Source organism: Shewanella sp. DNRA4 (assembly GCF_012843185.1).
GTDB classification, from domain to species: Bacteria; Pseudomonadota; Gammaproteobacteria; order Enterobacterales; family Shewanellaceae; genus Shewanella; species Shewanella xiamenensis.
Genome location: NZ_JABAIP010000001.1, coordinates 148,719 through 168,743, shown reverse-complemented (window position 1 = coordinate 168,743; position 20,025 = coordinate 148,719). Strand labels below are relative to the sequence as shown.

Here is a 20,025-nt window from a genome sequence, read left to right as displayed (position 1 = left end):
CCCAATAACAAATATTCGACTCAGTCTTAATGCTTAAGATTGGGGGCTATCTAGTCCCAATTTTGCGAGATGTAAACAAGCGCCTAGCTAACCATGATCCTAATTGCAGATAAAACGACTCAGAAGGCAAAATTTAAAACATTTAAAATCAAATAATTACACCAGAAGGTAAGCAGAAGGTATCTTTTCTTCCACCAGAATAAAGTCATCCTCAGAAAAGCGCCTAGCGCAGATGATTAAAGTTCACGGAGAAAGAGAACAATGACAAACTCACCGAAACTGGCTCGCCAACAACCCGCTTTATCCATTGTCGATGATGCTGCATTGCCCTCAACTCTGCATGCAAAAGCTGCCGAGCTACCGCTGAACTTTTTCGAGCATTCTTCCCTCGAGACCATTGAGCTCTTTATTCAACATTTAACTGAAGCCATGATCTTAGTGAATGCCAACGGCTTTATCCGTTCGTGCAATCAACGCAGTGCCGAGCTACTCGATTGCCCGCAGGCGACTTTAAAGGGCCAAGACTGGCGCAATTTTTTGACCGAACATCATCAAGCGCGCTATGACAATCTCCTGAGCCACGATGTGCAATTAGGTACCAACTGCGGTCAACCCGTGCAGCACCCTGCGCAGGAAACAACACTGATCTGCGCCTCTGGCAAGGCCAAAGATGTTGAATTGTCTATCTCTTATATTCCTAGCCATGAGCCTATTTTCGTCATGGTGATGCACGATTTAACTCAGCATAAGGCGGAAAACCAAAAGCTGCGCAAGTTGGCCGCCACCGACTCCCTCACCCAACTGGCGAACCGTCGCTATTTTGATGAAATGCTGCAACAACACTGGGAAGAATGCACCGCCAAACTACGTCCTATCAGCGTAGTCATTATCGATGTGGATTATTTTAAGGTGTTTAATGATCAGTTTGGTCATATCCAAGGTGATGAATGCCTTAGAAAAATTGCCAAAGTGATCGCCACTATTGTGCCTATCGAAATCGGTCTTGCGGCCCGTTACGGCGGCGAAGAGTTTGCGCTGATCCTACCTAATCACAATGCCAAAATGGCGCTGACCATAGCGCAAAAAATTCAGCAAGGGATTAATAATATTCGTTTTACTGACCAAGGGCTTAGGGATTATGTCTCGATAAGTGCTAGCCAAGGGATTGCCAGTGAAGTCAATGGCCAGTTCCGTACCTCACTCGCCATGGTATGCGCCGCCGATACCGCGCTTTACCGCGCCAAGGCCGATGGTCGCGATAGAATTAATACCTCGCTGTGATGATATTTGTCTGAAATAAAACCAAAGGTTTATGCATGACATAACCACAAGGATGTCACCCATGAAAACCTCAAAAAACATTTGTTTAAGCTCGAATAACTTAGTTCAAGACCTCGCTCAAGAAACATCAGAAAATACGGCTAAAGTCGTTTTATTAGGCTCGAAAACACTCGATATTTTCACTTGGCAAGCTTGGATAAAAAACCAACATGGAGGACTAGTATTTCAATATTGTTGTGAATTTAATCATACGGGCTTTATTGTGAAGATAAATGCACTTGGCAATATTGAATCGGTTGTTAGTAGTCGATTATTATCGATTGAAATGGCTTCGATGTCAGGTGGCTTAAATGATGATTATTGGCATTTATTATCCATCAGCTACCAATATCATAAGCTAAAATGTTATATCGATGGCGATGAAATCGAAGTTCAACAGCAAATTATCCCTTTAACAGATAACCATGTATTAAAGGCTATGACCAATAACGCATTATCTTTTGAAGGAGAAATGACTAACATCAGTTTAATTGAACACTACTTAACAGACTATCAAATCCTAAATTATTATCTGCAACCTGATAGTCAGTCATTTATCGCCGAAAATAATATTTATACTGCACAAGATAAACACTCCCTAAAAAACATTCATTCAAACCCACTTAACTCAACAAGGCAAGATGTGATGCTAGTTATTTTTAATGACACTAAATATAAATTCATTAAAAACAATCTAACCACCAATAATTTCAAAAAACAGCTATCCAATATTATTCCAGCCAATGATCGCTGTGCCTATATAATTGAATCAAATAACCAAAATTGGCCACACTTTATTTATCATGCTAATTATTTTTCCGAAGAGGATCCCGATATTGCGTTAAATTTTGATATATTAAAATCTCTCACACCTAATCGTTCCCGTGTTCATTTGCAGCTTACCAACGAACTGACATTTGATTGCTTTATCAGTCAATCTACTTCGAGTCGATTAATCGCCGAAATTCGTATCAGTGAAAATATCGATTTTACGCTAGCCAAACATGCTCTGCGCTTTATTAAGGATTATTAAAATCCTAGGATTGATCGTTGTTCGCTTCGACAAGCGGATGATCACTTAAAGACTGAAGCTATCGTCCTTTATAGCGTGGGTCATAAAGAGCCCCTTCGAAACAGCTAGTTTGCACGATACCCAAAGTACAGTCGAATACCTCGCTAGCCTAGCAAGATATTTTAGGGCAAACTCAGCGTCCTTACCCGTTGGACTGTTTCTACAGTTCTGGACTGTACGCTAAAGGTGACACATGAATCCACCTCCTACTTTGGCCTTGCTCTTTGCCCTATTGGCTGCCACCTTAATGGGCACGATTGGCGTATTCGCACGCTTTGCAGCTCTGCCAGCCGAACATATTACCTTTTACCGCCTGCTACTCGGCGCGCTGTTTTTAATGGCCTATATGCTGTTAACGGGTAAAGGACAGCAAATTCGCCATAAACCGAGCAAACGCACCTTGATAAATGGCGCTATGCTCGCCGGATTTATGGCTTTTTATATCGAGGCTATTCAATACACTCAAATGGCAACCGTGATTATGATCATCTACCTCGCACCTGTGGTAGCGTCACTCTTTGCGCACTTTGTGTTTAATGAAAGACTCAACCGATTCAGTATGGCAAGTGTGGTACTCGCCTTAGCGGGCTTTATATTAATGCTCCCCATGACATCGAGCCAATCACTATATGATTCTGAAATATTGGGATATTTTTATGCATTATTGTCGTTACTGACCTATAGTGGCTTTATCTTAATCAACCGCAAACCGAGTGCCGCCTCACCCTATCAAAGTACGCTGGTACAGCTAGGTGTTGGCGCTTTATGCCTACTTCCCTTAGTGTTAACCACACCCTTAGTACCCAGCCTGAATCAATTTGCTTGGCTGCTGGCAATTGGGTTCTTTCCGGGATTTTTAGCTATTCTGTTTGCAGTAAAAGCTCTAAATCAATTGCCATCAATCACCTACGGCACACTCTCCTATGTGGAACCTGTGGTGGTGGTCACTCTGGCGTGGTGGTTATTTAATGAAACATTAACCGCACAGCAATTGATAGGTGTGGTACTGATAATGCTGGCTGGTATAGCACAAGGTTGGTTAAGCCAACACAAAGCCCTAAAAAGCCCTGAAAATCCCTCTGTTTGCCACCATGAATAAATGAGTAAAATATAAACTAAATCTTTTTGATAGGAGCATCACTTGAAAAAACTACTCTTAATGATCAGTGCTTTGGTCCTGACAGGCTGTCTAGGAATGCCTAACTACGTCGAACCCGTTAAAGATTTTAAACTCGACCGCTATTTAGGCAAATGGTACGAGATTGCGAGGCTTGACCACTCCTTCGAGCGCGGATTAACCCAAGTTTCTGCCGAATACAGCCTTAAGCCCGATGGCGGCGTTAAAGTCATTAATCGGGGCTATTCTGCCGCCAAACAGGAATGGAAAGAAGCCGAAGGTAAAGCCTATTTTGTGAATGGAGAGAACGAAGCCTACTTAAAAGTCTCCTTTTTCGGGCCGTTTTATGGTTCGTATGTAGTCTTTGGGCTCGACCAACAAAATTATCAATACGCCTTTATCTCGGGGCCAGATACGGATTATTTATGGCTACTAGCCCGAACTCCAACCGTATCCCCTGAGGTGATTAAGCAATTTGTCGACATGGCGAGCGCCCGCGGCTTTGACACTGACAGCTTGATTTATGTCGAACAACAAGCCGAGGCAAAACAATAACCGCTAAGCCGAGGCTAACACTCAAGGTAAACACCATAAACAAAAACGCCGCTCAATAAGCGGCGTTTTTTCTGTGCATTTAAGGCTATTTAAAACAAGTAATTAGCCTTCGATGCCCTTGCTCGCGAGGAACTCATCGTAGGTACCCTTGAAGTCATTCACACCGTTTGCGGTGATTTCAAGGATACGGTTTGCCAATGACGATACGAATGCACGGTCGTGACTCACAAACAACAAGGTGCCTTCGTATTTTTCAAGCGCATTGTTTAAGGATTCAATCGATTCCATGTCCATGTGGTTGGTCGGTTCGTCGAGCATCAGGATATTTGGCTTTTGCATAATCAGCTTGCCAAATAACATACGGCCCTTTTCACCACCCGAGAGCACTTTGACAGACTTTTTAATGTCGTCGGCGCTAAACAGCATACGGCCTAAAATACCGCGTACCGCTTGGTCGTCATCTTCAGGTTTACGCCACTGGCTCATCCACTCAAAAAGCGTCATGTCGTTAGCAAAATCAGACTCATGATCCTGCGCGTAATAACCGATATTGCTGTTTTCAGACCATTGGATATGGCCTTCATCCTGTGGAATATCATGGATTAAAGTACGCAGCAGGGTAGTTTTACCCACACCGTTCTCACCGAGGATAGCGATACGCTCACCCACTTCGACAATCAGGTTTAAGTCTTTAAACAGTGGCGTGTCATAACCTTTCGCCAAATTCTCAACCACTAACGCATTACGGAACAGTTTCTTTTCCTGCTCGAAACGAATGAATGGGTTAACACGGCTAGAGGCTTTAACTTCATCCAGCTTGATCTTATCGATTTGACGGGCACGAGAAGTCGCTTGTTTTGCCTTAGAAGCGTTAGCAGAGAAGCGCGCCACGAAGGTTTGTAGCTCAGAAATTTGCGCTTTCTTCTTGGCGTTGTCAGCCAGCAGACGCTCACGGGCCTGAGTCGCTGCTTGCATATATTCGTCGTAGTTACCTGGGTAAACACGCAGTTCACCGTAGTCTAAGTCAGCCATATGGGTACAGACTGAGTTTAAGAAGTAACGGTCGTGCGAAATGATGATCATGGTGCTGTCGCGTTGGTTCAACACGTCCTGTAACCAGCGGATAGTGTCGATGTCCAAGTTGTTGGTGGGTTCGTCGAGCAGCAATACATCAGGATCGGAGAACAGAGCCTGCGCCAATAATACCCGCAGCTTTAAACCAGGGGCGATTTCAGACATTAGACCGAAATGACTTTCGATACCGATACCCACACCAAGTAGCAGTTCACCAGCGCGAGATTCGGCGGTGTAACCATCCATTTCGGCAAATTCCATCTCAAGGTTTGCCACGGCAATGCCGTCTTCTTCGCTCATTTCAGGTAAAGAATAGATACGGTCACGCTCTTGCTTGACCTTCCACAGTTCACGGTGGCCCATGATAACGGTGTCAATCAGCGTGTATTCCTCGTAACCGAATTGGTTCTGGCTGAGTTTACCCAGACGCTCATTGACGTCTAAAGATACGTTACCGCTGCTCGGCTCTAGATCACCGCAAAGGATCTTCATGAAGGTTGATTTACCGCAGCCGTTCGCACCGATAAGACCGTAACGGTTACCGCCGCCGAATTTAACTGAGATGTTTTCAAACAGTGGCTTAGCGCCAAACTGCATGGTGATATTCGCTGTTGTGATCAAAATGAACTTCCAAATCGAGTAATATTGGCCAGATTATTGGCAGTGCATATAAGCATAAACCAATTTCCACCAGCCTGAGGGGGTAAAAATAAACGTGGCACTATAGCAGTTTGGGTTAAATTATCAACTAAAAAGGCCCCGTTAGCCGCGAATGCTTAAGCGATTCTGAGCCATGTAACCCAAAGATAACTGTTTATTTAACCTGAATTTTTACAAACACAACCCAAGATAATCCTATTGGATGACAACTGAATTAACATTGCATTTTTAGCCAGACAATCCAAATACCGCCCACTGAACTGGGCGGTATTTGTAAGCCCCCGCTCGCTCGCGGGCCAATAAACAATACCAATACGTTATAGTTTTTGCTGCCTTAAACGGTTCGCATTGGTGACCACAGTTAAAGAAGACAGCGCCATCGCAGCCCCGGCAATCACAGGACTTAACAGCATACCCGTAAGCGGATACAAGACGCCCGCCGCCACTGGGATACCTAAACTATTGTAGATAAAAGCCCCAAACAGGTTCTGTTTAATATTGCGAATGGTCGCGCGGGAAAGTGCCAATAAGTTAGCAATCACTATCAGCTGATGGGACAGTAGAGTCATATCCGCGCTTTCGATCGCCACCTCAGTGCCCGATCCCATGGCGATCCCCACATCGGCGCTCATTAAGGCAGGCGCATCGTTGATACCATCCCCCACCATGGCAACCACATGGCCTTGCTGTTGTAAGGCTTTAATATGCTGTTGCTTTTGCTCGGGTAACACGCCCGCTATCACTTCATCTATCCCCACTTGAGCTGCCACCGCCTGCGCCGTTTGCAGATTATCTCCGGTCAGCAGTACTACGCGAATCCCCTGTGAACGTATCGCGCTTATCGCTTCTTTGGCGTCGGCCTTGATCGGATCGGCAATGGCGATAGTGGCCACTAACTTGCCCGCCTTAGCGACATAAATCGCCGTCTTGCCCTGTTTGGCAAATTGCGCGGCGACTTCTACCGTAAAGCCTGAGCTGCTGCCTGTCACGCCCTCCGCTGACGGTACATCAAATGCAGCCATTAAGGCTTGATTCCCCACTAAAAAGTCGGCGCCATCGACTCGCCCTTCGATGCCCTTACCTTGATGATTGGTAAAAATCTCGGTTGCGGGTAATGGAATCGAGGCTTGCTTAACATAGCTGACTATTGCGCTAGCTAGCGGATGCTCTGAATGCTGCTCAAGACTGGCGATAGCGCCAAGGAGTGCGCGCTTGTCTTCATCACTGAGCGCTTGATCATTAGTCTCAATCCAATGGATATCAGTCACTTGGGGTTTACCCTGAGTCACTGTGCCAGTTTTATCCAGCACCACGCAATCGACCTTGCTGGCGCTTTGCAGTGCTTCACCATTTTTAACCAAGACGCCCATTTGAGCAGCGCGGCCAACGGATACCATGATAGACATAGGTGTGGCTAAGCCTAAGGCGCAGGGACAGGCGATGATCAGCACGCTGGTGAGCACCACAAGCGCATGACTGAGTGCGGGTTCTGGCCCAACAAGATACCAAATCGCCGCCGCGAGCAGCGCGATAACCACGACCGTTGGCACAAATACCGCCGAAATGTTATCGGCCAGACGACCAATGGGCATCTTAGAGGTTTGCGCCTCCTGTACCAGTGCGATGATTTTGGCAAGGCGCGTATCCTGCTGCCCAGCGGTGACTCGGTAGACTAAACTGCCGTTACCATTGACTGTACCCGCACTGAGATTATCCCCAACATGCTTTGGCACAGGAATGGGTTCGCCCGTTAGCATGGCCTCATCGAGTAATGACTGGCCGGACTCCACAACACCATCGAGTGCGACCCTGTCGCCGGGGCGAAGTCTGAGTTTATCCCCCAGTTTGAGCTGGTCGATTTCCACCTCTTCATCGCCATTGTCGCCAATACGAATCGCGGTAGAAGATTGCAGGCCGAGTAAGCGCTGCACCGCTTCGCTAGTTTTGCCCCGAGCTTTGAGTTCGAGGGCATGGCCTAAGTTAATCAAGCCTAAGATCATCACGCTCGCCTCAAAGTAAACGTGGCGAGTATCCATTGGAAACGCACTCGGGATGAGCACCACCAGCATGGAATAGAGCCATGCCGTGCTGGTACCTAACACGATTAAGGTATCCATATTGGTGGTTTTGGCTTTAAGCGCGCGCCACATTCCCTGATAGAAATGGCGCCCGGTGCCGATTAAAAGTGCTAAGGTGACTAAGCCCATAATACCCCAGCCAAGCTGCATGCTAGGGCGATTAATCATCATTTCACCGCCCAGCAATCCCCATAACATCATAGGGATACCGACAGCGAGCGCGGCGATAGCCTGACGCATCCGCAGGCGATACTCCACCGCATCTTCGACCCGCTTTTCCTCTGCGGCCGCCTTTGCGTCCACGATCAATTGAGCGGGATAACCCGCCTTGTCCATAACAGCCAGCGCCGCATCACCGCTCATCTTGCCATCGACAGTCACTTGCTTATCGGCGAGATTGATACGGGCACTCACATTCGGTTCGGCCGCAAAGGCCTTTTCAATTTTGGCCACACACCCCGCACAATTCATGGTGGCGACATAGAGTTTTATCTGCGACATGGAAGATCCCTCACTTGAACTTAACCGCTATAGGGTTAAGATAAAGTCTCCCATCACAGGAGAGTCAAGGGTGTTTTTGTGGCAAGTATCACACTTGTCTGCACGAGTCTTTAGAACAGATAAGAACTGAGGTCAGTATGAAAATTGGTGAAGTCGCGAAGCACACAGGGTTAAGCGTCAAAAGCATACGCTATTACCACGATATCGGCCTTGTCTGTGGCGAGCGTAACGAGGCGGGATACAGGGTGTATCGCCATCGGGATATCGAATCGCTGAAATTTGTCCACCAGTGCCGCGACTTAGGTTTTAGCCTCGAGGATTGCAAACTCCTGCTTGGCCTTCGCAATAACGACAGCCGCAATGCCGAAGATGTGAAGCAACTCACCCGCAACCATTTGGCCTATGTTGAGGAGCAAATTGGTAAATTGCAGAATCTTCGTAGCCAGTTACAACAAATGGTGAGCGAGTGCCAAGGCGGCGAACAGCCCCACTGCGCCATTATTGATAGTCTTAACCACCAGCATTAAATCCGCCATCACCCGCATTAACCCAGCCATAAAAAAGCCTGCTTGGATGCAGGCTTGTTTATGGGGTTGTCACTCATACCAAGGTGTTAGCGCTTTAGCGCGGCCACATTATCTAGCTGCAACGCTGGCAATTTACCCGCTGGCGTAAATGAAAACACTTGCCCATAAAAGGCTAACTCGGTTTCTAATCCCGCCGCTTTATGTTCTGGCGTGCGTCCATCACTTGCGTCATCGCCATAATCGATATAGGCCGTCGGCACACCTTTGGCTTTAAGGGCATCATAGATTTGCCGCGACTGCGCCGTCGGTACAATCTTGTTTCTCAAGCCTTGGAAAATCAGCAAAGGCTCATTTAAGCCATCTAAGTGATTGAGTGGCGATAACTCGCGGTAGCGTTCCTTCTTCTCTGGATAGGGGCCGATAAGTTGGTCTAAATAACCCGACTCAAACTTATGGGTTCCCTTAGCGAGCTGCTCAAAATCGCTGATCCCCTCATAGCTCACACCCGCTTGAAACACATCATAAAACGCTAGCGAAGACATCACAGTTAAGCCACCGGCGCTGATGCCGCGAATCGCTAACTTATTGGCGTCTACCCAGCCCTTAGCCACTAAATACTTTGCAGCATTAACCGCATCCTCTACATCGCTTTCACCCCATTTGCCATAAAGGCTTTGGCGATAGGCGCGGCCAAAACCACTGCTGCCGCGAAAGTTTAAATCCAGCACCGCAAACCCGCGGCTGGTCCAAAACTGAATTTCACTGCGATAGGCCAGGGAAGCCCGCGCCGTCGGCCCGCCATGTAGCATCACGATAAGCGGCGGCCGTGTATCGTGGGGCGCCACGTAATTAGGGTTCACAGGGCTGTAAAAATAACCATAGGCCTGCTGATTTTTACCGGTAGCGAAGGCAATATTTTTCGCCCGCGAGACATAGTTGGGATCAAGATTCGCAAGCGCTGGGGCGTACACAAGCTCAGTGCCACGCCCAACAACGCGATAAATACCTTTCTCTGGTGTTGCCTTAGCGCCAACAAAATAAACACCATCTTCACCCTTTACCACCTGAGTGATCTCAGCAAAATCAACGGCAAGAGATTCGGTCAAGCCGGAATCTAAGTGCATACGCAGCAATGCGGCTCGATTACCTTCAACGTAGCTCGCGATGAGAGTCGAAGCATTTTCAAAGGCATAATTATGGTTACCTAAACGCCAATCCGGCACCGCAAACTCGGCATTTTTACTCAAAACAGGCTCTAGGGTTTCCCTAGGGGTGACGCGGTAAATGTTCCACCAGTTACTGAGATCGGACACCACATATAATTTACCGTCTGGGCCAAATAACGGCTGAGTCACCGAAGAGTCCTCTGGCGTACTCACCTTACGAATATTTTTTAATTGACCTTTGCGGTCAAGATCCCCAAGCCAGAGCACACTCTTATCCCAAGGCATATAAGGATGTTCCCAAGTGATCCACGCCAATTGGTTGTTATCGGGTGAAATAGTCGGGGAAGAAATAAAATCATGACCCGTAACAAAGGTATCGCCTTCACCGGCAAAGTTAAGATTGATAGTCACTAGGCTCGCTTTCGGTTCGCCGCCCTGACGGTGATCTTCACGCACGCAAATAATCCGTGAGCCCTTAGGATACGCCACACAATCGGCATGACGGGTACCATTAGGAGTTAACGGCAATGGTGGCTGATTAGGCGCAAAACGGTAAAACAGCTGATCCTGCAATTTAGTGGCAAATAGGCTCTGACCTATGCCCAAAAACGCCGCACCGCCATACTCATGCACAGTAGATTTAACATTAAAATCAGGAGGAACCACTTCAGTGACCTTGCCAAGATCATCGAGACGCTTGATACCAACTTTGCCTTGGGCACGTCCGCTCGATTCTGCAAAATAAATCGCATTACCTACACTTTGTAGTTCAGCAATATCATCGGTTCGTTCAAAAACCTCAGCAGCAGACAAAGGTGATTGCCAGCTGCCATAGGGTGCAACTTTAATGTCGCCGCTTTCCTTGGCGGATTGATCTTTTGTATCCGTACGCTCACACCCGCCGAGTAGCAGTAACACTGCACTTAGCAAGAATGGAAAATAGCGTCCTAACCCCATTGTGTTCCCCAAGTTTGCAAACTAAAACAAACCGTAAATATGCAAATCCCCTTAAGGGCTTATTTTTTGACTTTTTTAACAAACCATTTCAGTACGCTAGCTTGTTGTACTTGCGTCAGACCAAAGTAAATACAAATCCAGGGTGATAACAGAAAAAACCACGGGATCACGGCGACCGAACGACCACTGAAGAGAAGAAAAAAGAAGCCTCCGTAAATCACTATGACTCCTAAGGCACCGACAATCAGCATCATCCGCTTGGTAATTTTTTCCAGCCAAAGGGCTTTATCCTGCCATGACATTCAGATAATCAACTCCAATACGATAATGTCAACTCTATTTGTAAAGTTATGTAAAAAAGTAGCGTGCGATTGTTGAAGGATAGCCAGTAAATGTCAACCTCCGAACAACTCTTACCCAAGCGAACAGACTAAAAAAAGAGAGCTAACTTTTGCCAACAAAAAACCGAGCAAACGCTCGGTTTTATTTAATATCAATAAGATACCATGTTACAGACGGATACCGCCATCCACTTCAAAGACACGACCATTTACATAATCGTTTTCGATGATAAAGCGTACGGTAGAGGCTATCTCCTCCGCTTGGCCTAAACGGCCAACGGGCACAAGCTTCTCTAAACGCTCTAAGGCTTCAGGTTTCATTGCCGCTGTCATTTCGGTGGCAATCACCCCGGGTGCTACCGCCGCGCTACGGATATTGTAACGCGCCAGCTCTTTTGCCCAGCCCACAGACATCGCCGCGACACCCGCTTTAGAGGCCGCGTAGTTAGATTGGCCTACGTTACCCGCTTTAGCTAGGCTAGAAATGTTGACAATCACCCCTGCTTGACCCGACTCGATCATCGCCGCAGCCGCCTCACGGCCACAGAGGAAGGTGCCAGTGAGGTTAACATTGATCACCGATTGGAATTGGTCGAATGACATACGGTCAGTCACTTTGCCGTCTTTGGCTTTGACTAACATACCATCACGCAGGATGCCGGCGTTATTCACTAATACGTTGATTTTGCCAAAATCTTCCAATATGTAAGCAAAGCCTGCGACCACATCTTCTTCGTCGGTAATATCTAACGCATAACCTTGGACTTCGGTGGCTGAGCCTAAATCAGCACAGGCGCGCTCGAGTTTTTCTTGATCAACATCGATCAGCGCCAACTTAGCACCCGCCTGCGCAAAATTGTGCGCCATCGCTAAGCCTAAACCACCCGCGCCGCCAGTGATGACGACAACCTTATCTTTTAAATCCATCTGGTTATCCCTTGTTTATCTATTTTTTAAGTGGTGAAAATTGTTCAAAAATACTGGAGAAGTCTCGGCGACCATTGCCTTGTCTTGCATGATTCACATACAAGCTGCGCGCGAGTGAGCCCATGGGTGTACTCGAATTGCTCAATAATGCGGCTTCTTGGGAGAGGCCGAGATCTTTAACCATCAAATCTACCATAAAGCCGCCCTGATAGCCCTTAGAAGAAGGCACATTCTCCATCACGCCCGGACAAGGATTGTACTTTTCAAGCGTCCAGTTACCACCGCTGCTGACCTTCATAATGTCTGACAGCACTTTAGGGTCGAGGCCATGGTCAATCCCCATTTGAAGCGCCTCAGAAGTACCTACCATCAGCACAGATAACAGCATGTTGTTGCAGATTTTAGCGACTTGACCCGCACCAGCGCCGCCCGCGTGGAAGATATTCTTGCCCATAGCGTTAAGTACAGGTTGCGCGCGTTCGAAGGCGATATCTGAGCCACCACAGATAAAGGTCAAGGTGCCTGCCGCCGCGCCCGCGGTACCACCCGATACTGGCGCATCGATAAACTCGATACCACTCTTAGCCGCTTCGGCCGCCACTAACTGGGCGCTTTGGGCATCGATAGTCGAGCAATCGATCAACAAAGTATCGCCAGCGACCACCTCGAGCAGGCCTTTATCTGTACCATTACCAAGATATAAACTTTTTACATGCTTACCCGCAGGCAGCATAGTGATCACCACATTGGCCCCCGCCGCTGCGCCGCATGCCGTGCTCGACACTAAGGCGCCTTGGTCGGCCAAGGCTTGCATGGCGGCAGGCACTAAGTCGAAGACACGTACCGTCATGCCCGCTTTTAATAAATTGGCCGCCATTGGGCCGCCCATATTACCTAAACCGATAAATGCTACTGTACTCATGCCATCACTCCTGTGTTCTGGTGTCTTTATTATTCCAGATAGTTGTTATTCCAGACAAAATGGCAGGCAAAGCACTCGCTTTACCTGCCATCGATTGGCTTAGCTTAATTGGCTTAAGGGATGTTCTTCTCCCCAAGGTGAGGTCAACATGTCCTCGATAACGCTGTTTGGCACTGATTGCACATCGACAAATTGCCATTTAGGCTGTCTGTCTTTATCAATCAGCAGTGCCCGTACGCCTTCACAGAAATCGCCCTTAGCGCAGGTGTTAACACTGACGGTTAATTCCCATTTAAAACATTGTGCTAGGCTGAGTTTAGTGCCGAGTTGGGTTTGAATATACGCCAAATGCCAACTGATTGGGCTGCCCGCCAACATAGTCGCGCAGGCTTTATTTAACCATGCTTCATCGGTGCTTAAGGTCGACATACGGCTGACGATATCGGTTAAACTGCCCGCCATCAGTCGGTCGACTATCTCTTGGCTCTCGGCCAGTAAACTATCGCCTTTAGGAATATCAACTTGGTTCGACAGTTCGTTGATCATCGAGTCGAGTCGTTGATGGTTCAGCGCTGGCGTATCGCTCCAGTCGAGGGTCGCCATGGCATCGAACATCAGTTCTTTGTCGTCACGATTCAGATAATGATCGGCAAGGCCAACGTAACAGGCATCGGCGGCGTTCATTTGATAGGCCGTTAAGCCTAAAAACAGCCCCATTTTGCCCGGCATGCGGTTGAGGAAATAACTGCCGCCCACATCGGGATAAAGCCCGATGGTGACTTCGGGCATAGCGATACGAGAGGTTTCGGTCACCACTCTATGACTCGCGCCCGCCATCAAGCCGAGACCACCACCCATCACTATGCCATCACCCCATACCAACACAGGTTTGCCAAAGGTATGTAGTAGATAATCGAGACGATATTCTTCTTCAAAGAATACTTTAGCGACCTCAGTCACTTGTCCCTTAGCAGCAACTGAGGCGTGATATAACGCCCGCACATCGCCACCCGCACAAAACGCCTTTTCTCCGCTGCCATCGAGTACCACACAGGCGATTAACGGATCTTTTTTCCACAAATTGAGCTGCACCGTCATGGCTCGAACCATATCGAGATCCAAGGCGTTGAGGGCTTTTTCAACATTGAGCGTCACCACCCCAACTAATTTACCTGAGGCGGTGGCTAAGGTTTGAAAAACCACATTTTGTGTGGTGGACGTGTGTGCAGCCTTATCTACTAAATTTGTCATTAGCGGTTCTTCCAATCAGCTTTACGTTTTTCCAAAAACGCGTTCACGCCTTCGGCCTGATCTTCAGTATCGAACAAACCGACAAACAGTTCACGCTCTATCGGTAAGGCTTGGCTACGCGGCATTTGACGCCCCGCTTGGATTAATGTCTTACAGGCAGTGACGCTGCTTGGGCTCTGATTCGCCACTTTGGCGGCCAGTGCAATCGCCGCATTTAAGGCCTCACCCGTTTCAACCACTTCCTCGACTAAACGCAAATTCAGCGCTTGGGCGGCATTCACCCGCTCACCGCAGAGGATCATCCGCTTCGCCCAACCTTCGCCCACTAAAGCAGTGAGATTTTGGGTGCCGCCCGCACAGGGCAGCAGACCAACGGTCGCTTCAGGCAATGCCATCACGGCTTGGGTTTCGGCGATACGAATATCACAGGCCAGCGCGACTTCTAAGCCGCCGCCCATGGCATAACCGTTAATGGCGGCAATCGACACGCCGCGGAACTGGCTTAAGGTTTCAAATGCTTCGCCAAAGTGTTTTGCCATGCTCGCCGCATTGCCCTTATCACCGTCGCTAAACAGTTTTAAATCGGCACCCGCGGAGAAAAACTTACTGCCCTCGCCAGTTAACACCAGCGCGTAAATGTCCTTGTTGGCATTAAGCTCCAGCACTTTGGCCTTGAGCGCCTGCAAACTCTGGGCGGTCCAAGTATTGGCCGGCGGATTGTTCATGGTCAGAATGGCCGTGTGGCCTTCAATACGCTCAACTAAATAGTCCATCTGTTTCGGCTCCCTTATATTTCCAATCTGTTATCGCCAAATCCTACAGTCCAATTAGGGCAGCTTAAAGGATTTGTCCGGCATTTTCGTCGAGTAAACGACGGGCGATAATGAGGCGCATAATCTCGTTAGTGCCCTCTAAAATCTGGTGTACGCGAACATCACGGAAGTGACGCTCTAACGGATACTCCCTGATATAACCATATCCGCCATGAATTTGCAGCGCTGCATCGCAAACTTGAAAACCCACATCCGTAGCAAAACGCTTCGCCATCGCACAATAGGCGGTGGCTTCTGGGTCACCACTATCGAGTTTAAACGCGGCCAGACGCACCATTTGCCGAGCGGCCACTAATTCGGTCGCCATATCGGCCAGCTTAAATTGCAGCGCTTGGAAGGCTGCCAGCGGCTTACCAAATTGCTGACGTTCGTTCATATACTGAGTCGCACGCTCAAGGGCGGCTTGCGCCGTACCCACGGAGCAGGTCGCGATATTGATACGGCCACCGTCTAAGCCTTTCATCGCAAAGGTAAAACCTTGGCCTTCTTCACCGAGCAGGTTCGCAACTGGCACTCGCACGTTATCGAAGGTAACTAGGCGAGTCGGCTGTGCGTTCCAACCCATTTTATCTTCAACCTTGCCATAGATAATGCCTTCACTGTCGGCAGGAATTGCAATGGCAGAGATTCCTTTCGGCCCAGCTTGCCCAGTGCGGCACATCACAACTAATAATTCAGTAGAACCTGCGCCCGAGATAAACATCTTCGAGCCAGATACCACGTATTCATCACCCTCACGCACCGCTTTGGTTTGCAGTGAAGCCGCATCCGAGCCTGCGCCGGGCTCCGTTAAGCAGTAAGACGCCAGCATTTGCCCTGTGGTCAAGGGCTCAGACCAAGCTTGACGCAAAGTCTCTGTGCCCCAAGTGGTCACCATCCAAGTGGCCATATTGTGGATTGTCAGCATGGCCGTTGTGGCTGTACAGCCCTTAGAGAGCTCTTCGAAGATAATCGAGGCATCTAAGCGCGACAGGCCCATGCCGCCTTCCGATTCGGGGGAATACAGGGAGCAGAAACCCAGCTCACCGGCTTTTTGGATCACATCCTTAGGGAAATGATGTTCTTCGTCCCATTTGGCGGCAAAGGGGGCGAGTTCATCCGCCGCGAACTGGCGGGCCAGATCGGCAAATTGGCGTTGGTCTTCGTTGAAATTAAAATCCATTTGGCTCTCCTATGACTCTTTGGCCATTTCTTTCGTAAATTTCTTTGCGTAATACACAGTGAATTTAGCAGCAGGCTTATCATCAATGGGGCCAACTGCGCCACATTTAGACTGAATCACCTGCTGTTTCACAATGCGTTTAAACTGTTATTTAAACCGCTTAGCGCAAGTTAATGCTCATATTTGGGCCTGCGGCCACGGCAATGTCCGACTCGAACCAGCGAGAGGTAATGGTTTTAGTTTCAGTGTAGAAACGTACCGCTTGCTTACCGTAGGCGTGTTGGTCGCCGTAGAAACTGCCCTTCCAACCCGTGAACGAGAAGAAAGGTAATGGCACTGGGATAGGCACGTTAATACCGACTTGGCCAACTTCGATTTCGTGTTGATATTTACGCGCTGCGGCGCCGCTGGCGGTAAAGATAGAGGTACCATTGCCGTAGGGACTGGCGTTAACCAGTTCTATGGCATCTTCTAATGAATCCGACTCCATACAGCAAAGCACAGGGCCAAAGATTTCTTCTTTATAGATGCTCATATCGGTCGTGACCTTAGTGAACATGGTCGGTCCAACCCAGTTGCCTGACTCATAGCCCGCCACGCTAAAGTCACTGCCATCGAGTAAACACTCTGCGCCCTCTTGCTTACCTTGGGCGATAAGTTTGAGCACGCGCGCTTTGGCGGCTGGGCTGATCAGCGGGCCGTAACCTGCTTCTTTATCGTCCCATAAACCTGGGCGAACCTTCGCCAGTGCTTCTTTGAGTTCAGGGATCCACTCTTTAGCCGCGCCGACAAATACCGCGACAGAAATCGCCATACAACGCTGCCCCGCCGCGCCGACCGATGCGCCCACTAGGTTGTTGATCACTTGCTGCTTATTCGCATCAGGCATAATCACACAGTGGTTTTTCGCCCCAGCAAAGGCTTGCACGCGTTTTAAGTTATCGGTACCAGTTTTGTAGATGTATTGACCTACAGCCACAGAGCCGACGAAGGAAATGGCTTTCACCGCAGGGTCTGCCAGCAGGATATCGACCGCCGTCTTATCGCCATGCACCAGCTGTAACACGCCCTTTGGCGCGCCCGCTTCGACAAACAGCTCAACTAAGCGCTGTGGCGTCATTGGGTCTTGCTCTGATGGCTTAAGGATAAAAGTGTTACCGCAGGCAATCGCCAGTGGGAACATCCACAGCGGGATCATCGCTGGGAAGTTAAACGGCGTGATGCCCGCACACACACCCAGAGGCTGAGTGTAACTGTAGGTATCGATAGAACGTGCGACGTTCTCAACGGTTTCGCCCATCAATAATGAAGCAATGTTGCAGGCATGTTCTGCCACTTCAATTCCGCGCCACACATCGCCCTTAGCATCTTCAAAGGTTTTGCCCGTTTCTTTGGCAAGGATTGTCGCCAGTTCGTCGTGGTGTTCTTTTAGCAAGTGTTGGTAGCGCAACATGACACGGGCACGCTCAGACACGGGTACTTCTTTCCACGTCTTAAAAGCCGCCTTGGCACTAGCAATGGCCACGTGCACTTCATCGGCCGTTGCACTGTTGATAAGGGCGATTGGCTCGTTATTGGCGGGATTGGTCACCACGATTTGTGATGTTCCTGTGCCTATGGTGAATTCGCCATCGATGTAATGCTTAACTTGTGTGGTCATGTTGCAATCCTTTTCCTTGTTTAGGGTGGAGCTGGCGGTGCGATATTATGTTTATCCTAAGTGGGATGTTTGCCCTTGCCAGCTCAGTCTTGGTCTTGTTGATTTAGCAGTTATTCGCGATTAAGCCTTTGCTTAGACTTCGATAGCCATAGCGGTTGCTTCACCGCCACCGATACAGAGTGAGGCTACGCCGCGCTTAAGCCCACGGGCTTTAAGTGCATGGATTAAGGTCACCAGTAAACGTGCACCCGAGCAACCGATAGGATGACCTAAGGCGCAGGCACCGCCATTCACGTTTACTTTTGCCATATCTAAACCTAATTCAGAAACGGCCAGCATAGTCACCATGGCAAAGGCTTCGTTGATTTCGAACAGGTCAACCTCATCCTTAGACCAGCCGACATTGCTCAACAGTTTTGCCATCGCGCCAACGGGCGCAGTGGTAAAGAGTGATGGCTCCTGCGCATGGGTTGTATGGCCCTTGATGGTGGCCAGCACAGTTAAGCCTAACTGCTCGGCATTGGCGCGGGTGGTTAGCATCAGCGCCGCCGCGCCATCGGAAATCGAGCTTGAGTTTGCCGCAGTAATAGTGCCGTCTTTAGCAAAGGCTGGGCGCAGTGCAGGGATTTTTTCAGGGCGGGCATTGCCTGGCTGCTCATCGGTATCGATAGTCACATCACCACGGCGATCGCTCACAGTCACAGGTACAATTTCCGCCTTGAAGGCGCCAGAAGTAATAGCCGCATTGGCTTTTTCCAGTGAGCTTAAAGCAAACGCATCCATTTGCTCGCGAGTGATACCAAATTCATCGGCAGTTTTCTGGGCGAATGTGCCCATGGCGCCGCCGGTGTAGGCATCTTCTAAACCGTCGAGGAACATATGATCTAATACCTTGCCATGACCCATACGCATGCCAGCGCGCGCTTTGTCGAGCAAGTACGGGGCTTGGCTCATGCTTTCCATACCACCCGCAACCACCAACTTAGCACTGCCCGCTTTGAGTAAATCGTGGGCAAGCATCACGGTTTTCATCCCAGAGCCACAGACTTTGTTTACGGTCGTAGCGCCAACAGACAGGGGTAAACCTGCACCTAAAGTTGCCTGACGCGCAGGTGCTTGACCCAGACCCGCTGGCAATACGCAGCCCATTAACACTTCATCAACCTTATCACCCGCAACTTGGGTATCAGCTAACAGGGCTTTGATGGCTGTGGCCGCTAAGCTCGGAGACGTTACGCCAGACAAACTGCCTTGAAAGCCACCCATTGGTGTGCGTTTAGCGGCAACAATAACGATCTCTTGGTTAAATTGTTCAGTACTCATGGGGACTCCAAGCTAAATGTGCCTTGGCGGTAACACTCGCCAGCGGCGGATAAATAGTAACAATGAAACCACTCTGACGTTTACGCGAACGTAAAGCAAGTATTCCTTGGTCTAATGTATCGATTTTATCCACGCCAGATTGTCAGTCAGAATTTACAGTCGAGAGGCCTTAACGGCATTTGAAATGGTAACGAGGTGGAAGTGACTCAATAAAAGCGCTTGCCTTGCAGCAGTAACAAAACCTTACCAGCAGATGATGAACAGCGCTAAAGACAAATGAGATAAATAGGCGAGCAAACAGTGGCTAAGCAAATGGTAAATTTATTAGGGCGTGTTGACGTTTCGAGATTAGATTTTGTTCGTTCTGGCAAGCACGTGCTCGCGAAACGAGGAATGATGTGTAGTTATTCTACTCAAATGACGAGCGGCTCTTATGACAGAAAGTAAGAGCAAGAGCTTGCCAGACGAACCCTTCGGGCAGCATTTGGCTGGCGTTTCTGCTGCGTTATCGTCCGTTTATGTAGAATAACTACACTGCACGGACTTTGCCTTGCATAAAAGCCAGCCTAATTGCTGCAA

The 20,025-nt window shown here is 48.7% G+C and carries 16 protein-coding genes; 5 read left to right on the top strand and 11 right to left on the bottom strand.

What is annotated here, in order from left to right; all coding sequences use genetic code 11:
• Positions 1-261 precede the first annotated feature (261 nt).
• The 4 genes from HG547_RS00685 to HG547_RS00670 all read left to right on the top strand — a co-directional run bounded on the left by HG547_RS00685 (position 262) and on the right by HG547_RS00670 (position 4,064).
• Complete coding sequence (locus HG547_RS00685; protein ID WP_169546586.1) at positions 262-1,281, top strand: diguanylate cyclase; 1,020 nt, start codon at positions 262-264, stop codon at positions 1,279-1,281.
• Positions 1,282-1,342: 61 nt separating this feature from the next.
• Positions 1,343-2,353 (top strand): hypothetical protein, encoded by a 1,011-nt coding sequence (locus HG547_RS00680; protein WP_169546585.1) that lies wholly within the window; start codon positions 1,343-1,345, stop codon positions 2,351-2,353.
• Between the two features lie 232 nt (positions 2,354-2,585).
• Positions 2,586-3,491, top strand: coding sequence for an EamA family transporter (locus tag HG547_RS00675; protein ID WP_169546584.1), 906 nt, complete (start codon positions 2,586-2,588; stop codon positions 3,489-3,491).
• A 42-nt stretch (positions 3,492-3,533) separates the two neighbouring features.
• On the top strand, positions 3,534-4,064 hold the full coding sequence (locus HG547_RS00670; RefSeq protein ID WP_088585804.1) for a lipocalin family protein: 531 nt from the start codon (positions 3,534-3,536) through the stop codon (positions 4,062-4,064).
• Between the two features lie 102 nt (positions 4,065-4,166).
• On the opposite strand, the gene HG547_RS00665 is transcribed toward HG547_RS00670, so the two are convergent.
• Positions 4,167-5,759, bottom strand: coding sequence for an ABC-F family ATPase (locus HG547_RS00665; RefSeq protein WP_169546583.1), 1,593 nt, complete (start codon positions 5,757-5,759; stop codon positions 4,167-4,169).
• Positions 5,760-6,115: 356 nt separating this feature from the next.
• Positions 6,116-8,377 (bottom strand): heavy metal translocating P-type ATPase, encoded by a 2,262-nt coding sequence (locus tag HG547_RS00660; RefSeq protein ID WP_169546582.1) that lies wholly within the window; start codon positions 8,375-8,377, stop codon positions 6,116-6,118.
• 137 nt (positions 8,378-8,514) lie between these two features.
• On the opposite strand from HG547_RS00660, the gene HG547_RS00655 reads away from it, so the two are divergent.
• Positions 8,515-8,904 (top strand): MerR family DNA-binding protein, encoded by a 390-nt coding sequence (locus HG547_RS00655; RefSeq protein WP_011717642.1) that lies wholly within the window; start codon positions 8,515-8,517, stop codon positions 8,902-8,904.
• 86 nt (positions 8,905-8,990) lie between these two features.
• Here HG547_RS00655 and HG547_RS00650 read toward each other — a convergent pair whose 3' ends face one another.
• The 9 genes from HG547_RS00650 to HG547_RS00610 all read right to left on the bottom strand — a co-directional run bounded on the left by HG547_RS00650 (position 8,991) and on the right by HG547_RS00610 (position 19,446).
• Complete coding sequence (locus HG547_RS00650; protein ID WP_169546581.1) at positions 8,991-11,027, bottom strand: prolyl oligopeptidase family serine peptidase; 2,037 nt, start codon at positions 11,025-11,027, stop codon at positions 8,991-8,993.
• 59 nt (positions 11,028-11,086) lie between these two features.
• Positions 11,087-11,329 carry a hypothetical protein gene (locus HG547_RS00645; protein WP_037416867.1) on the bottom strand — a complete coding sequence of 81 codons (243 nt, stop codon included), beginning with the start codon at positions 11,327-11,329 and terminating at the stop codon, positions 11,087-11,089.
• A 207-nt stretch (positions 11,330-11,536) separates the two neighbouring features.
• Positions 11,537-12,295: an SDR family oxidoreductase gene (locus tag HG547_RS00640; RefSeq protein WP_011717645.1), complete on the bottom strand. Its 759-nt coding sequence runs from the start codon at positions 12,293-12,295 to the stop codon at positions 11,537-11,539.
• A 19-nt stretch (positions 12,296-12,314) separates the two neighbouring features.
• Positions 12,315-13,217 (bottom strand): 3-hydroxyisobutyrate dehydrogenase, encoded by a 903-nt coding sequence (gene mmsB, locus HG547_RS00635; protein WP_169546580.1) that lies wholly within the window; start codon positions 13,215-13,217, stop codon positions 12,315-12,317.
• A gap of 99 nt (positions 13,218-13,316) precedes the next feature.
• Positions 13,317-14,468, bottom strand: coding sequence for an enoyl-CoA hydratase/isomerase family protein (locus HG547_RS00630; RefSeq protein WP_169546579.1), 1,152 nt, complete (start codon positions 14,466-14,468; stop codon positions 13,317-13,319).
• The gene (locus HG547_RS00625) at positions 14,468-15,241 is read right to left on the bottom strand and encodes an enoyl-CoA hydratase (RefSeq protein ID WP_169546578.1); all 774 of its coding nucleotides are present in this window, start codon (positions 15,239-15,241) and stop codon (positions 14,468-14,470) included. The genes HG547_RS00630 and HG547_RS00625 overlap by 1 nt, the downstream gene beginning before the upstream one ends.
• A 64-nt stretch (positions 15,242-15,305) precedes the next feature.
• Positions 15,306-16,463 carry an acyl-CoA dehydrogenase family protein gene (locus HG547_RS00620; RefSeq protein ID WP_169546577.1) on the bottom strand — a complete coding sequence of 386 codons (1,158 nt, stop codon included), beginning with the start codon at positions 16,461-16,463 and terminating at the stop codon, positions 15,306-15,308.
• 160 nt (positions 16,464-16,623) lie between these two features.
• The gene (locus HG547_RS00615; RefSeq protein ID WP_169546576.1) at positions 16,624-18,123 is read right to left on the bottom strand and encodes a CoA-acylating methylmalonate-semialdehyde dehydrogenase; all 1,500 of its coding nucleotides are present in this window, start codon (positions 18,121-18,123) and stop codon (positions 16,624-16,626) included.
• Between the two features lie 132 nt (positions 18,124-18,255).
• Positions 18,256-19,446 (bottom strand): acetyl-CoA C-acyltransferase, encoded by a 1,191-nt coding sequence (locus HG547_RS00610; protein WP_169546575.1) that lies wholly within the window; start codon positions 19,444-19,446, stop codon positions 18,256-18,258.
• Positions 19,447-20,025: the final 579 nt, after the last annotated feature.

Excerpts from the sequence above, each read along its gene's own strand:
- HG547_RS00630 (WP_169546579.1), bottom strand. The coding sequence starts at position 14,468 with ATGACAAATTTAGTAGATAAGGCTGCACACACGTCCACCACACAAAAT.
- HG547_RS00620 (WP_169546577.1), bottom strand. The coding sequence starts at position 16,463 with ATGGATTTTAATTTCAACGAAGACCAACGCCAATTTGCCGATCTGGCC.
- HG547_RS00660 (WP_169546582.1), bottom strand. The coding sequence starts at position 8,377 with ATGTCGCAGATAAAACTCTATGTCGCCACCATGAATTGTGCGGGGTGT.
- HG547_RS00625 (WP_169546578.1), bottom strand. The coding sequence starts at position 15,241 with ATGGACTATTTAGTTGAGCGTATTGAAGGCCACACGGCCATTCTGACC.
- HG547_RS00675 (WP_169546584.1), top strand. The coding sequence starts at position 2,586 with ATGAATCCACCTCCTACTTTGGCCTTGCTCTTTGCCCTATTGGCTGCC.
- HG547_RS00680 (WP_169546585.1), top strand. The coding sequence starts at position 1,343 with ATGAAAACCTCAAAAAACATTTGTTTAAGCTCGAATAACTTAGTTCAA.
- HG547_RS00615 (WP_169546576.1), bottom strand. The coding sequence starts at position 18,123 with ATGACCACACAAGTTAAGCATTACATCGATGGCGAATTCACCATAGGC.
- HG547_RS00640 (WP_011717645.1), bottom strand. The coding sequence starts at position 12,295 with ATGGATTTAAAAGATAAGGTTGTCGTCATCACTGGCGGCGCGGGTGGT.
- mmsB (WP_169546580.1), bottom strand. The coding sequence starts at position 13,217 with ATGAGTACAGTAGCATTTATCGGTTTAGGTAATATGGGCGGCCCAATG.
- HG547_RS00655 (WP_011717642.1), top strand. The coding sequence starts at position 8,515 with ATGAAAATTGGTGAAGTCGCGAAGCACACAGGGTTAAGCGTCAAAAGC.
- HG547_RS00650 (WP_169546581.1), bottom strand. The coding sequence starts at position 11,027 with ATGGGGTTAGGACGCTATTTTCCATTCTTGCTAAGTGCAGTGTTACTG.
- HG547_RS00685 (WP_169546586.1), top strand. The coding sequence starts at position 262 with ATGACAAACTCACCGAAACTGGCTCGCCAACAACCCGCTTTATCCATT.
- HG547_RS00610 (WP_169546575.1), bottom strand. The coding sequence starts at position 19,446 with ATGAGTACTGAACAATTTAACCAAGAGATCGTTATTGTTGCCGCTAAA.
- HG547_RS00645 (WP_037416867.1), bottom strand. The coding sequence starts at position 11,329 with ATGTCATGGCAGGATAAAGCCCTTTGGCTGGAAAAAATTACCAAGCGG.